The sequence below is a fragment of the Lampropedia hyalina DSM 16112 genome (genome assembly GCF_900129055.1).
GTDB classification, from domain to species: domain Bacteria; phylum Pseudomonadota; class Gammaproteobacteria; order Burkholderiales; family Burkholderiaceae_C; genus Lampropedia; species Lampropedia hyalina.
In genome coordinates, this window is sequence record NZ_FQUZ01000010.1 from 25218 (window position 1) to 38016 (window position 12799).

The window sequence follows — 12799 nt, forward strand, 5'->3', positions numbered from 1 at the left end:
GAGTGGGGCTTTCAGTTGGCGACCTTGTCCACGCGCAGGGTGTGTGCGAGCCAGGGCTTGGTGGCCAGGCGTTCGGCTTCGTAGGCCTTGATCTTGTCGGCATGGCGCAGGGTCAGGCCGATGTCATCGAAGCCGTTGAGCAGGCAGTATTTGCGAAATGGCACGACATCGAATGGCAGTTCTTCGCCTTGCGGGCGGATGATGACCTGGCGTTCGAGGTCGATGGTGAGTTCGTAGCCGGGGAAGGCATAGACATCATCGAACAACTGGCTGACCACGGATTCGGGCTGGACGATGGGCAGCAGGCCGTTCTTGAAGCTGTTGTTGAAGAAGATGTCGGCATAGCTGGGCGCGATGATGGCGCGAAAGCCGTACTGGTCGAGTGCCCAGGGGGCGTGTTCGCGGCTGGAGCCACAGCCGAAGTTCTGGCGCGTGAGCAGGATGGACGCGCCTTTGTAGCGCGGCTGGTTCAGCACGAAGTCCGGGTTGGGCTTGCGTTCGGATTCGGGCACACCCGGCTGGCCGGGCTGGTCGAGGTAACGCCATTCATCGAACAGGTTGGGACCGAAGCCGGTCTTGCGGATGGACTTGAGGAACTGCTTGGGGATGATGGCATCGGTATCGACGTTCTCGCGGTCCAGCGGTGCGACGAGTCCCTGGTGGATGGTGAATTTCTGCATGGTGTTAGGTATTCCGGGGCTTTCACTTGGCGGCGCGCTCGATGGCTCCACCCGCTTTCTGTACGTCCTTGCCGACACCCTGCACGGTGTTGCAGCCACTGACGGCCAGGGCAGCCAGCGCGAGTGCGACGGCAGAAACGACGGAGGTGAGGTGTTTTTTCATGGCGGTTCTCCAGAAATGAAATCGTGGGGGAAGTCGTGAATGGGAATGGGGTTCAGGCGAAGCGGCGAATGTCCACAAAGTGGCCGTGGACGGCAGCCGCAGCGGCCATTGCGGGGCTGACCAGGTGGGTGCGTCCACCCGCGCCCTGGCGGCCTTCAAAGTTGCGGTTGCTGGTGGAGGCGCAACGCTCGCCCGGCTCCAGCCGGTCGGCGTTCATGGCCAGGCACATGGAGCAGCCGGGTTCGCGCCATTCAAAGCCCGCGGCCTTGAAAATCTGGTCCAGCCCTTCGCGCTCGGCCTGTTCCTTGACGATGCCGGAGCCGGGCACGACCATCGCCAGCTTGATGTTGCGGGCCACTTTCTGGCCCAGCTTCTGCACCACGGCAGCGGCTTCGCGCATGTCTTCGATGCGGCTGTTGGTGCAGGAGCCGATGAAGACCTTGTCCACATAGATGTCGTCCAGGGGCTTGCCCGGCTCCAGGTTCATGTAGGTCAGGGCACGCTCGATGGCACTGCGCTTGACGGCATCCTTTTCCTTGTCGGGATCGGGCACGCGGGCATCCACGCCCAGCACCATTTCAGGGGAGGTGCCCCAGGTGACCTGCGGCACGATTTGCGAGCCATCGAGTTCCACGACCTTGTCGAAATGCGCATCCGGGTCGGAATGCAGCGTGCGCCAGTACGCCACCGCCTGCTCCCACTCCAATCCTTTCGGGGCGAGGGGACGGCCCTTGACGTATTCGATGGTTTTTTCGTCCACGGCCACCAGCCCGGCGCGCGCACCCGCTTCGATGGCCATGTTGCACACGGTCATGCGGCCTTCGATGGACATGTCCCGGAACACCGAACCCGCAAATTCGATGGTGTAGCCCGTGCCACCTGCGGTGCCGATCTTGCCGATGATGGCCAGCACCACATCCTTGGGTGTCACGCCCGGAGCCACCTTGCCATCCACCTTGATAAGCATGTTCTTGGCTTTTTTGGCCAGCAGGGTCTGGGTGGTCATGACGTGCTCGACTTCGCTGGTGCCGATGCCATGCGCCAGTGCGCCAAACGCGCCGTGGGTGGAGGTGTGCGAATCGCCACAGACCACGGTCATGCCCGGCAGCGTCGCGCCGTTTTCCGGCCCCATGACGTGGACGATGCCCTGCCCCTTGGACATGAATGGAAAGAAGGCCGCCGCGCCGAATTCGTTGATGTTCTTGTTCAGCGTGGTGATCTGTTCCTTGCTGATGGGGTCGGCAATGCCGTCGTAGCCCAGTTCCCAGCCGGTGGTGGGGGTGTTGTGGTCGGCGGTGGCCACGATGGAGCTGACGCGCCAGACCTTGCGCCCGGACTGGCGGATGCCCTCGAACGCCTGCGGGCTGGTGACTTCATGCACCAGATGGCGATCAATGTAGAGGATGGACGTGCCGTCTTCCTCGGTGTGGATGACGTGTTCGTCGAAAATTTTATCGTAGAGGGTTTTTGCCATGGGGAGACTCGCTGTTGTTATATCAATCGAAAAGGCCAATGCGCCTGGCGGTTGCGGGGTGGGTCATGGCCACCACTGGGAAATGATGGGAAAGGCAGGGCTGGCCGTCATGTGCCGCAATCCTGCCGGAATTTCAAGCGTTTCCACCGTTTTTCTCGCACTGTGATGGGGTGAATTTTACTGCTGTACCGCCGGATTGGCACATTCCTTCAGGTGGGCGACCAGTAGCCGGGTGGTGGGTGGCAGGGCATCGAAATCGCGGGCAATGATGCGCGACTGCCGCAGTGCCCATGTGTCTTGCAGCGGCACGGCATGCAGTCGGCCCAGTGGCTGCATGAGGCCGAAGGCTCGGTGGGGCATGAGGCCGATGCCCAGGCCGTTGTCGATCATGCGGCACATGGTGTCCAGACCACTGACCTGCATGCGCTGGCGCAGCACGGCCCCGGCACTGGCGGCGGCCTGCCGCATCAGAAAACCGATGCTGCTGGCACTGTGCAAGCCCACGAAATCGAAGGCCAGAGCCTGTGCGAATGCAATGCTGGACAAACCGGCCAGCCCGTGCCCGCGCGGCACGACCAGCACCAGTTGGTCGCGGTGGTAGGCGTGGCTTTGCAAAGTGGGGGGAATGTGCGCCCCGCTGTAGCAAATGCCCAGGTCCACCGCGCCTTCCTGCACGGCCCCGAGCACTTCGGAGCTGAGATGCTCCTGCACATCGAGCTTGATGTTGGGATGCAGCCGCGCAAAGCTGCCCAGGTCTTCGGGCAGGAACTGCACGATGGCCGAGAGATTGGCGCAGATGCGCACATGGCCACGCACCCCGCTGTCGTACTCCAGGATGTCGGTTTGCAGCCGCTCCACTTCCAGCAGGATGCGCCGTGCATGGTGCAGCAGCCCTTCCCCGGCCGCAGTGGGAGCCACGCCCCGGCTGTGCCGGTGCAGCAGGGGCGTGCCCATTTCGCGCTCCAGATCGGCCAGCCGCTTGCTCACCGCCGAGGCCGCAATGTGCTCACGCTCTGCGGCACGGCCAATGCTGCCCGCCTCGCACACAGCCACGAAAAGCTGCAAGGAAGCCAGGCTGAGGTTGCGGGCCGAAATGCGGTGGGCGGTGTCGGTCATGGTGGCAGGGGCAGAAATGAAGGCGGTGGCAATGGGGTCTGGAAAAGCGGTGGAAGACTTCTTCAAAAAGAAACTGTGGCTGATTTTCTCGCAAATTCTGCCTCCAGCCATCGTATTTCACGATGGCTACCACAGGAATTGGCGGATGCTGCCACCCTGCCCTGACGGTCTGGATCGGCTTTGGCAGATACTCTCAAGCCATTGATATTCAAAATAAATATCACCATATCCGATGGGATTTTCGGCAAATTCACCACAGAAAAACCGTATTTGTAACAGCGTCAATTCTGTAAATATAAAAATAATACTGACTTTCATTAAAATTGCGCCTTTCATTTTTCAACCATCCACCATGGAGTTGCCTGACATGGCCGCCATACACCCTTCCCAGCCATTCCATCGCCACCTGCTGGCCTTTGCAGCGGTTTCTGCCCTTGGCGGCATGGCCATGCCCGCGCTGGCACAGAACGCCGACAGCAGCGAAGATTCCGCCCAGCAACTGGAAGAAGTCACCGTCACGGCCACTGCCGAAGAACAACTGCGCCAGGCCGTGGGTGTATCCACCATCACCCAGGAAGACATCGAACGCCGCCCGCCTGCCAATGACCTGTCGGAGCTGATCCGCACCATGCCGGGCGTGAACCTCTCCGGTGCCAGCTCCACCGGCGCATTCGGCAACCAACGGCAGATCGACCTGCGCGGCATGGGGCCGGAAAACACCCTGATCCTGATCGACGGCAAGCCCGTGCAATCGCGCAACGGCTCCATGATGCGCCGCACCGGCGAGCGCAACACCCGTGGCGACAGCAACTGGGTGCCTGCCAGCGCAGTGGAGCGCATCGAAGTGCTGCGCGGCCCGGCAGCGGCCCGCTATGGCTCGGGCGCGGCAGGCGGCGTGGTCAATATCATCACCAAGCGGCCCACCGATACCCTCAGTGGTGAAGTCACCGCCTACTACCGCACGCCGCAGTCGGACAACGAAGGCGACAGCCGCCGTCTGGGCTTCAATCTGGCTGGGCCGCTGGCCGACAATCTGTCGTTCCGCCTCTACGGCAACGTGGCCAAGACCGAACGCGACGACCCCACCATCAACGAAGGCCAGGGAACCCAGGCCGCACCGGCTGCTGGCCGCGAAGGCGTACGCAACCGCGACCTGAACGCCCTGCTGCGCTGGGACCTCACCCCCGCACAGGTGCTGGAACTGGAAGCGGGCATCAGCCGCCAGGGCAACCTCTACACCGGCGAACGCTTCGTGGGCGGCAGCCTCACGGCCATCCAGCAGGAAATGGTCGATTCCGCTGCCGAAACCAACCGCACGCTGCGCCGTACCGCATCGGTGACGCACCGGGGCAACTGGGGCAGTCTGGGCAGTTCCCGCCTGATCTTCCAGTACGAAGACAACAACCGCCGCTACCTGAACGAAGGCGCGGCCGGCAGTGGCGAAGGTAACTTCACGAACCCGCTGACCTGGCGCGAGTCGGAACTGAAGAATTACTTTGTCAATGGCGAGCTGTACACCCCGTTGCGCCTGGGCGGACTCGATCACATGCTGACCACCGGCGTGGAGTTCCGTCAGGAAAAGATCAATGACCCTGGCTCACAGAACGTCAATCCACCCGCAGGCTTCACCACCGGCGGCACCGGCAAGGCCGAAGGCGACACCTGGGCACTGTACCTGGAAGACAATATTGCCGTGACCGACGCACTGATGCTGACCCCCGGTGTACGGCTGGATCATCACGACAACTTCGGCAGCAACTGGAGCCCCAGCCTGAACGCCACCTACCAGCTCAGCAATGAATGGTCGGTCAATGCTGGGGCAGCGCGTGCCTTCAAGGCACCGAACATCTACCAGTCCAACCCCGAATACTGGTACACGACGATGGGCAATGGCTACCCGATCGGCATCAGCGGCCCCTGCTATATTCAGGGCAACCCCGACCTGAAGCCCGAAACCAGCATCAACAAGGAAATCGGCGTAGCCTGGAACAATCATCAGGGCTGGGATGCCAGCCTGGCGTTCTTCGACAACGATTACAAGAACAAGATCGTGGCCGACATGCCCAATGGCATGCCAGTGGACTACAACACATTCCGCTACTTCCAGTGGTTCAACGCGGGCAAGGCCAAGGTGCGTGGTCTGGAAGGCAGCCTGAATGTGCCGATTCTGGGGCCATCAGGCAATACGCTCAAACTGTTCAACAACCTGACGGTGATGGATCAGAACAAGAACAAGGATACCGGACAGCCCCTGTCCATCATCCCCAAGTTCACGCTCAACAGCACCCTGGACTGGCGCATCAACGAGCAATTCAGCACCCAGCTCACCGCCACCCTGTACGGCAAGCAGGACCCACGCACGCTGGGTTCGCGAGGTCAGGACCTGACCGCCGAAGGGCGCGGCTCCTACGCGCTGTTTGGCCTGCGCGCCAACTGGAACATCACCAAGAACCTGCGGGCAGGCTTCGGTGTGGAAAACCTGGGCGACAAACGCCTGTACCGCACAGCCAATGCCGAAGGAGCCGGTGCCGCCACCTACAATGAACCGGGCCGTGCCTACTACCTGACGCTTACCGGTTCGTTCTAAGAACCTGTTTACGATTTCATGGCGATGCCGTACCAGCAGCACCGTCATTCCGGGCTTGACCCGGAATCCAGTGACGACGTATCCAAAGAACACCTGGCTTCTCAATGGGATGCCTTGCTACTGGATTCCCGCTTTCGCGGGAATGACGGGTACTTTTCTTGACTGAACAGCATCGGGAAGAAATCGTAAACACGTTCTAAGAAGGTTTGCCCCCACAAGCCACCGACGGAAGCTATCCCCTGCCGTCGGTGGCTTTTTGCCATTTCAACAGCCCACGCCAGCCTTTTTTCGCCCGCTTTTGCCCCATGACCGACCGCCACGATGCCCATGGCTACATCACCGATGTGGCCTACCCCGCCCACTTCCACCGCGAGATCATGCCCGTCTGGCTGGTCTGCACCTTGCAGGCTCTGGGGCGGCACATGCCCGATCTGCGCCAGCCCTTCACCTGGCTGGAACTGGGTTGTGGAATGGGCCTGAGCACGCTGGTTGCGGCGGCCTGTCATCCGCAAGGCCGTTTCATCGGCGTGGACTTCAGTGCGCGCGAAATCGACACCGCCCGGCAACTGGCCCAACAGGCCGGGCTGCACAACGTGGAGTTTGTCTGCGAGAGCCTGAGCGAAACTGCGGCCCACGCGCTGGGCACAGGCACCCCGGATTGCGATTTCATCGTCACCCACGGCGTGTACTCGTGGATCAGCGAAGCCGACCGGCAGGCCATTGACCGCTGCATCGAACAACGCCTGCGCCCGGGTGGCATTGCCTATGTGGCCTATATGAGCCACCCCGGCTCGGCCTCGTTTGCGGCCGCACAGAAACTCATGCGCATGGCCAGCCAGCACCTGCCGGGCGACAGTGCCAGCCGGGCACGCTCCAGCATGAACCTGTTGCAGCATCTGGCCCGCAACGGCGCGGGCTACTTCATCGAACACCCGGCCATCCAACGGGAGATGGAACGCGCCGACCAGATGGACGATGCCTACATGGCCCACGAATTCCTCAACGCAGAGTGGCACTCACTGCACGTCTCCGACGTGATGGCGCGTTTCGCGGCGGCAGGTTGCGAGTACGCGGGCAGTGCCACGCTGCTGGACAACATCGATGCCATCTCCATCCCCGCCCAGATGCAACCCGTGCTGGCGCAGATGCAGCGGCAGGGAGCCGATGCAGCGGCCCTGGAAACCACCCGCGACATTGCCCGCAACCAGAACCAGCGGCGCGACCTGTACCAGAAAACCGCCCCGCACGGCAACCGGCTCGGCCCCGATGCGCACCGCTGTGCCCTGCTGGCACAGCAGGTTATGCGCTTGCCCGCCGCATCCGCTGCCGACGCGCTTTCGGCACCCAGCGAACTGGTGCTGCAAACGCGCATCGGCCCCGTTGCCGTGCCGATGCCCCAACTCACGCCACTGTTGCAGGCCCTGCGGCAAGGCCCGTGCCACTACGCCGATCTGGCCCGCCTGCCCGCCTACGCCCGCAATCCTGGCTTCATCAGCCAGTTGCTGCAAGTGTTGGTCTGGAATGGCTGGCTGCACTTCATGCCGCCTCCCTTTCCCGTGGCTTCGGCCAGTGCGCAGACCTTGCAAGCCGTCCTGGCGCAAGCCGGATTTGGGCAATGGCAGCTTCTGCCCGAAGCAGGCACCGCCATCGAAAAAATGAAAAAAATGCCCGGCCAGAACACCTGACCGGGCATGTGTGGAGAGTGCGAACCGGCTCAGCCCGCGCGACGCTGGCCTGCCAGACGGCGCACCACCGTGGTCAGGCTGTCGATCTCGTCAAACGTGTTGTAGAACGCCAGCGACGGGCGCACGGCCGTTTCCACGCCGAAGCGGCGCAGAATTGGCTGGGCGCAATGGTGGCCGGTGCGCACGGCAATGCCCTCGGCATTGAGTGCCTTGCCCACTTCATCGGTGCTGTAGCCCGCGAGGGTGAACGAGAGCACACTGGCCTTGCCGGGCACGGTGCCGATCAGGCGCAGACCGGGAATCGCTCCCAGTTGCTCCATGCCGTAATCCACCAGTGCGTGCTCGTAGCGGCTGATGTTCTCGATACCCAGCCGCTCGACGTATTCCAGCGCAGCCCCCAGACCCACGGCATCGGCAATATTGCCCGTGCCCGCCTCGAAGGTGTTGGGCAGGGGCTGGAACACGGTTTTCTCGAAGGTGACATCGGCAATCATGTTGCCACCACCCTGCCAGGGCGGTGTGTCTTCCAGCACGGCCCGCTTGCCCCAGAGTACGCCAATGCCCGTGGGGCCGAAAATCTTGTGCCCGGAGAACACGAAGAAATCGGCACCCAGTTCCTGTACGTCCACGGGGGTGTGGGCAATCGACTGCGCACCATCGACCACGGTGGTAATGCCGTGGCGTTTGGCGATCTCGACGATTTCCTTGACCGGAACCACCGTGCCCAGCACGTTGGAGACGTGCGCCACCGACACAATTTTCGTGCGGTCGTTGATGAGCTTGCGGTACTCGTCCAGCCGCACCTGCCCCTGGTCGTCCACTGGAATGACCCGCAGCTTCGCGCCCTTGGCCTGCGCCAGTTGCTGCCACGGCACGATGTTGGCATGGTGCTCCAGGTGCGAGACGATGATCTCGTCGCCCTCGCCCACATGCTGGCCACCCCAGGCCTTGGCAATCAGGTTGATGGCCTCGGTGGTGCCACGCAGGAAGATGACTTCGCTCACGTCCGGCGCGTTGATGAAGCGGCGCACCACTTCGCGGGCGTGTTCGTAGGCATCGGTGGCGCGAGCGGCCAGTTCGTGGGCAGCGCGGTGGATGTTCGAGTTCTCATGCTCGTAGAAATACGAGATGCGCTCGATCACCTGGCGCGGCTTGTGCGTGGTGGCAGCGTTGTCCAGCCAGATCAGCGGCTTGCCATTGACGCGCTCTTGCAGGATCGGGAAGTCGCGCCGCACGGCATTCACGTCGAAGGCCGGATGGCGGCCCCGGTCGGCCTGCGGCACGGCGTGGGTACCATGCGGATGCGGCTTGGCCGGTGTGACATAGCCACTGGGCAACGTCACCGAATCGACGAAGTAGTACTGCGGCGTGGCCACTGCTGCGGGAGCATGTGCCGTCGCCGCACTGCCCGGCAGGTTGGGTGCCACCGTGGGCACAGGCTGTCCACCCGCGAGGGCGGCAATCGCTTGGCGGCTCAGGGCATCCAGTCCACTGGCATCGGCAGCATGGGCATCCGTGGCAGCACCGCCTGGTGACGGGTTGCCGTGCTGGTCGCCGCCGAAGTAGAACGGCGAGGCACCGGCAGCCGGATGCTGCGCACCAGCCGCTGCTGTGGCGGCATGGGCTTGTGGCACGCCATCGGTCAGCCCGGCCAGCCGTGGCTCATAGGCAGGCAATGTGGAGAATGCCTTGTCGGGCACGCCATTGCCGGCCTGTGCGTGGGGCACAGCCACCCCGGCACGGTTGCCCAGCGACAGCACCTGCGCATGCGAGGTCGGCGTGAAATTGCCGCCTGGTATCTGCCCCTGCGGAATCGGGGTGCCCGGCAGGTTCGGCGATGTACCAGCGGGGCTGGCCAGGGGCGATCCGGCAGGAGCCAGTTGGGTCTGGGGCTGCTGGCCAAACGGCAGCGCGTGGCTGGCCGTGGTCGCACTGGCGGGTGCGGAAAGCGGGGTTGCGCTGGCACCCCCACTGGCCGATTGCAGCCCTGCCGGTGCAGCAGCCTCTCCCGGCAAGGCACGGAAGAACGCCGTTGCCAACTGTGCGAGCACAGCCGGATCGAACGGTGTCTCCGGTGCCTGCGGGAGCGCGGCGGCATCGGCAGGGCCTGCCGCGCCTGCTCCGGCGGGTTGGGAGGTGATGATCGAAGTCAAGACACTTCCTCCCGATTACTTGTAGGTGTCCAGCGCGGAATAGTCGTGGTACTTGTTGATTTCCACATCGTCGAGCACGGCCAGTGCATCGGGGGTGAGCACGGCCAGCGAGCAGTACAGGGAGATCAGGTAGGACGCAATCGCGTGGTTGTTGATGCCCATGAAACGCACCGACAGGCCGGGGCTTTGCTCACCGGGCAGGCCGGGCTGGAACAGGCCCACCACGCCCTGGCGGCGGTCGCCCACGCGCAGCAGCAGAATCTTGGACTTGCCATCGGCCACTGGCACCTTGTTGGAAGGAATCAGTGGAATGCCGCGCCAGGTGATGAACTGCGAGCCGAACAGGCTGACGGTGGGCGGCGGCGTGCCACGGCGGGTGGCTTCACGGCCAAAGGCCGCAATGGCCAGCGGGTGTGCCAGGAAGAATGCGGGCTCCTTCCAGACCTTGGTGAGCAGTTCGTCCAGATCGTCGGGCGTGGGCGCGCCGGTGAGCGGAAAGATGCGCTGCTCTTCCGACACCTGGGCCAGCAGGCCGTAGTCGGGGTTGTTGATGAGTTCGCTTTCCTGGTTTTCCTTGATGGTCTCGATGGTCAGGCGCAACTGTTCCTTGATCTGGTCGTGCGGGCTGCTGTAGAGATCGGAAATGCGGGTGTGCACGTCCAGCACGGTGGAGACGGCATTCAGGAAATACTCGCGGGGCTTCTCGTCGTAATCGACGAAGGTGCGCGGGAGCTGGAACTCGTCTTCCTTGGCGGTGCAGGTGACCTTGATGTTCTCTGGGTTCTTGACCTGATTGACGCGGTAGATACCGGCTTCCACAGGCACCCATTGCAGCAGATGGGTCAGCCAGCGGGGGCTGATGGTGGCCAGCTGCGGGGCAGTCTTGGTGGCATTGGCTAGTTGTCTTGCGGCATTGTCGCCAAGGGCGGTGGTTCCACCAACGGTTGCGGTCATAACGAAAACTCCCTATTCTGAAGATTGAGGATCAGATGAAAAAACCGTGCGCATTGCCCAATCAATGCAGGCTGCGCACACTGCAAAAACAGCCGACAGTTTCCAGTCACAGGGGCTTTCCCTCAACCGGCTATCACCATCAATATATGCCGCAAAGAAATATGTTTATTCAATATCGTTATATATAAACACCATAAAGCTCACATACCGCATGAAGACGATTCGGCAAATGGACTTCGGCGGCGTTTCTCAATCGCTTCGCAATGAGCGAAAACCTCGGTGACGCTGGCATTGAAGGCCAGTGCCAGTTTCTCCACCGTGACCACGGAAGGCACGACCCGGCCGCGTTCAATCTCCCCGATGTACGAGCGATTCAGGCCCGAATGTCCGGCCAGCTCCTCCTGCGACCAGCCCTGGCGTTCGCGCAACTGGCGCACGGTGATGCCGAAGTTCTCGACCAGTGTGCTGGAAAAGACCACTCCTGTATTCATGGCTTGTCCCTTTGCAGGCTGGCCTGCGACACGCTGGCCCCTGGCGGAATGCTTTCGGTGACCCAGACATTGCCACCAATCTGCGCGCCCTTGCCCAGCGTGACCCGCCCCAGAATCGTCGCCCCAGCGTAGATCACCACATCGTCCTCCACCACTGGATGGCGCGGCTGCCCTTTGAGCAGATTGCCTGCCTCGTCCCTGGCAAAGCGGCGCGCGCCCAGCGTCACCGCCTGGTAGATGCGCACGTTGTGGCCGATTTCGGCGGTTTCGCCAATCACCACCCCCGTGCCGTGGTCGATGAAGAAACCCGAGCCGATCTGTGCCCCCGGATGAATGTCGATACCGGTCTGACTGTGCGCCAGTTCGGAGATCATGCGTGCCAGCAGACGCAAGCCCTGCCGGTACAGCACATGGGCAATGCGGTGGTGAATCATGGCCAGAATGCCAGGATAGGAAAGCAGGATTTCGTCCACACCCAGCGCGGCCGGATCGCCCCGATAGGCTGCCAGCACATCGCTGTCGAGCAGGCGGCGAATGGTGGGCAATTCGCGCACCAGGGTCTGCACCGCCGCTTCAGCCTGCGAGCGAAGCTGTGCCCCATCGCGCTGACCATGCAGGCGGGCATTGAAGTTCAACTCCAGCGTGGCCTGCTGCACCAGAGCCTGCAATGCAGCGTTGAGCGTATAGCCCACATAGTAGTCTTCGTTCTCGTGGCGCAGGTCTGTCGGCCCCAGGCGCATCGGAAACAACGCACCCTTGAGCTGTTCCACGATATGCTGTACCGCATCGATGGACGGCAATTCGCGTGCAGCCGGATCCTTGACCCGCTGCTGCGACTCACGCCATTCATCCCGCACCTGGTGCAGTGCCTGCACCACCTCACTCACATCAAACTGGGCCAATTGATTTCTCCGCAGGGCAATCGTTATTTTTCTGGACAGAAGGAAGGCTCAGGGGGCGAATCAGTCCTGCACCCAGGGCAGACCACGGAAACGCCAGCCATCGGCATGACCGCGCTGCCCCGTGGCATCGATCTCGCCCTCGAATCCTTCCAGCACATTGAAGACGTGGGTGAAGCCTGCCTGGGTAGCGGCCTGGGCAGCCGAGACCGACCGCTTGCCCGAGCGGCACAACAGCAGGGCCACGGCTTCCTTGCCACCGCGCGAGGCCAGCTTGGCTTCCAGCTCGCGCACGAAACGGGGGTTGCGCGTCAGTGCCGTGCCAGTGGCCCATGGCACATGGACATTGCCGGGCACCTGCCCGACAAACTTGAGTTCTTCCGCAGAACGCACATCCACCAGAGCCGCCTCGCCGCTCTGGAGCAAGTCCCACGCCTGCTGGGGCGTGACACTGCCTGCATAGCCCAGTTGGGCGGCGATGGATTTTTCCAGTTCTTCCCGCAGAATTTCTGGAATGCTGATTTCTGCAATGTCGTCGGCCATCTCGATTTCCTTTCTTGTTGGTCTTGCATGGTGTCTAAAGCCGACAATTTAGTT

11 protein-coding genes are annotated in these 12799 nt (G+C 62.4%); 2 read left to right on the plus strand and 9 right to left on the minus strand.

The features are described 5' to 3' along the window. Nucleotides 1-11: 11 nt before the first annotated feature. The 4 genes from leuD to BUE21_RS05615 form a co-directional block, all read right to left on the minus strand. The gene (gene leuD, locus BUE21_RS05600) at nt 12-680 is read right to left on the minus strand and encodes a 3-isopropylmalate dehydratase small subunit (RefSeq protein ID WP_073355582.1); all 669 of its coding nucleotides are present in this window, start codon (nt 678-680) and stop codon (nt 12-14) included. A gap of 22 nt (nt 681-702) precedes the next feature. Continuing rightward, nucleotides 703-843 carry an entericidin A/B family lipoprotein gene (locus tag BUE21_RS05605; protein ID WP_073355584.1) on the minus strand — a complete coding sequence of 47 codons (141 nt, stop codon included), beginning with the start codon at nt 841-843 and terminating at the stop codon, nt 703-705. Nucleotides 844-895: 52 nt separating this feature from the next. Further along, nucleotides 896-2317, minus strand: coding sequence for a 3-isopropylmalate dehydratase large subunit (gene leuC / locus BUE21_RS05610; protein WP_073355587.1), 1422 nt, complete (start codon nt 2315-2317; stop codon nt 896-898). A 177-nt stretch (nt 2318-2494) separates the two neighbouring features. Continuing rightward, a complete protein-coding gene (locus tag BUE21_RS05615; RefSeq protein WP_073355700.1) occupies nt 2495-3433 on the minus strand; it encodes a LysR family transcriptional regulator in 939 nt (312 codons plus the stop codon). Nucleotides 3434-3785: 352 nt separating this feature from the next. Here BUE21_RS05615 and BUE21_RS05620 point away from each other — a divergent pair, with 352 nt between their 5' ends. Both BUE21_RS05620 and BUE21_RS05625 read left to right on the plus strand, forming a co-directional pair. Continuing rightward, a complete protein-coding gene (locus BUE21_RS05620; protein ID WP_200796693.1) occupies nt 3786-6020 on the plus strand; it encodes a FepA family TonB-dependent siderophore receptor in 2235 nt (744 codons plus the stop codon). A 305-nt stretch (nt 6021-6325) separates the two neighbouring features. Then, nucleotides 6326-7705, plus strand: a complete 1380-nt coding sequence (locus BUE21_RS05625; protein ID WP_073355592.1) for a class I SAM-dependent methyltransferase — start codon at nt 6326-6328, stop codon at nt 7703-7705. A gap of 29 nt (nt 7706-7734) precedes the next feature. Here BUE21_RS05625 and BUE21_RS05630 read toward each other — a convergent pair whose 3' ends face one another. The 5 genes from BUE21_RS05630 to BUE21_RS05650 all read right to left on the minus strand — a co-directional run bounded on the left by BUE21_RS05630 (nt 7735) and on the right by BUE21_RS05650 (nt 12745). Continuing rightward, nucleotides 7735-9849 carry a family 2A encapsulin nanocompartment cargo protein cysteine desulfurase gene (locus BUE21_RS05630; RefSeq protein WP_234971063.1) on the minus strand — a complete coding sequence of 705 codons (2115 nt, stop codon included), beginning with the start codon at nt 9847-9849 and terminating at the stop codon, nt 7735-7737. Nucleotides 9850-9873: 24 nt separating this feature from the next. After that, the gene (locus BUE21_RS05635; protein ID WP_073355595.1) at nt 9874-10812 is read right to left on the minus strand and encodes a family 2A encapsulin nanocompartment shell protein; all 939 of its coding nucleotides are present in this window, start codon (nt 10810-10812) and stop codon (nt 9874-9876) included. 200 nt (nt 10813-11012) lie between these two features. After that, the gene (locus BUE21_RS05640; RefSeq protein ID WP_073355598.1) at nt 11013-11303 is read right to left on the minus strand and encodes a helix-turn-helix domain-containing protein; all 291 of its coding nucleotides are present in this window, start codon (nt 11301-11303) and stop codon (nt 11013-11015) included. After that, nucleotides 11300-12205, minus strand: coding sequence for a serine O-acetyltransferase EpsC (epsC, locus tag BUE21_RS05645; protein ID WP_073355601.1), 906 nt, complete (start codon nt 12203-12205; stop codon nt 11300-11302). The genes BUE21_RS05640 and epsC overlap by 4 nt, the downstream gene beginning before the upstream one ends. Before the next feature lie 60 nt (nt 12206-12265). Next, on the minus strand, nt 12266-12745 hold the full coding sequence (locus BUE21_RS05650; RefSeq protein ID WP_073355603.1) for a rhodanese-like domain-containing protein: 480 nt from the start codon (nt 12743-12745) through the stop codon (nt 12266-12268). Nucleotides 12746-12799: the final 54 nt, after the last annotated feature.

Excerpts from the sequence above, each read along its gene's own strand:
- leuD (WP_073355582.1), bottom strand. The coding sequence starts at position 680 with ATGCAGAAATTCACCATCCACCAGGGACTCGTCGCACCGCTGGACCGC.
- BUE21_RS05605 (WP_073355584.1), bottom strand. The coding sequence starts at position 843 with ATGAAAAAACACCTCACCTCCGTCGTTTCTGCCGTCGCACTCGCGCTG.
- leuC (WP_073355587.1), bottom strand. The coding sequence starts at position 2,317 with ATGGCAAAAACCCTCTACGATAAAATTTTCGACGAACACGTCATCCAC.
- BUE21_RS05615 (WP_073355700.1), bottom strand. The coding sequence starts at position 3,433 with ATGACCGACACCGCCCACCGCATTTCGGCCCGCAACCTCAGCCTGGCT.
- BUE21_RS05620 (WP_200796693.1), top strand. The coding sequence starts at position 3,786 with ATGGAGTTGCCTGACATGGCCGCCATACACCCTTCCCAGCCATTCCAT.
- BUE21_RS05625 (WP_073355592.1), top strand. The coding sequence starts at position 6,326 with ATGACCGACCGCCACGATGCCCATGGCTACATCACCGATGTGGCCTAC.
- BUE21_RS05635 (WP_073355595.1), bottom strand. The coding sequence starts at position 10,812 with ATGACCGCAACCGTTGGTGGAACCACCGCCCTTGGCGACAATGCCGCA.
- BUE21_RS05640 (WP_073355598.1), bottom strand. The coding sequence starts at position 11,303 with ATGAATACAGGAGTGGTCTTTTCCAGCACACTGGTCGAGAACTTCGGC.
- BUE21_RS05650 (WP_073355603.1), bottom strand. The coding sequence starts at position 12,745 with ATGGCCGACGACATTGCAGAAATCAGCATTCCAGAAATTCTGCGGGAA.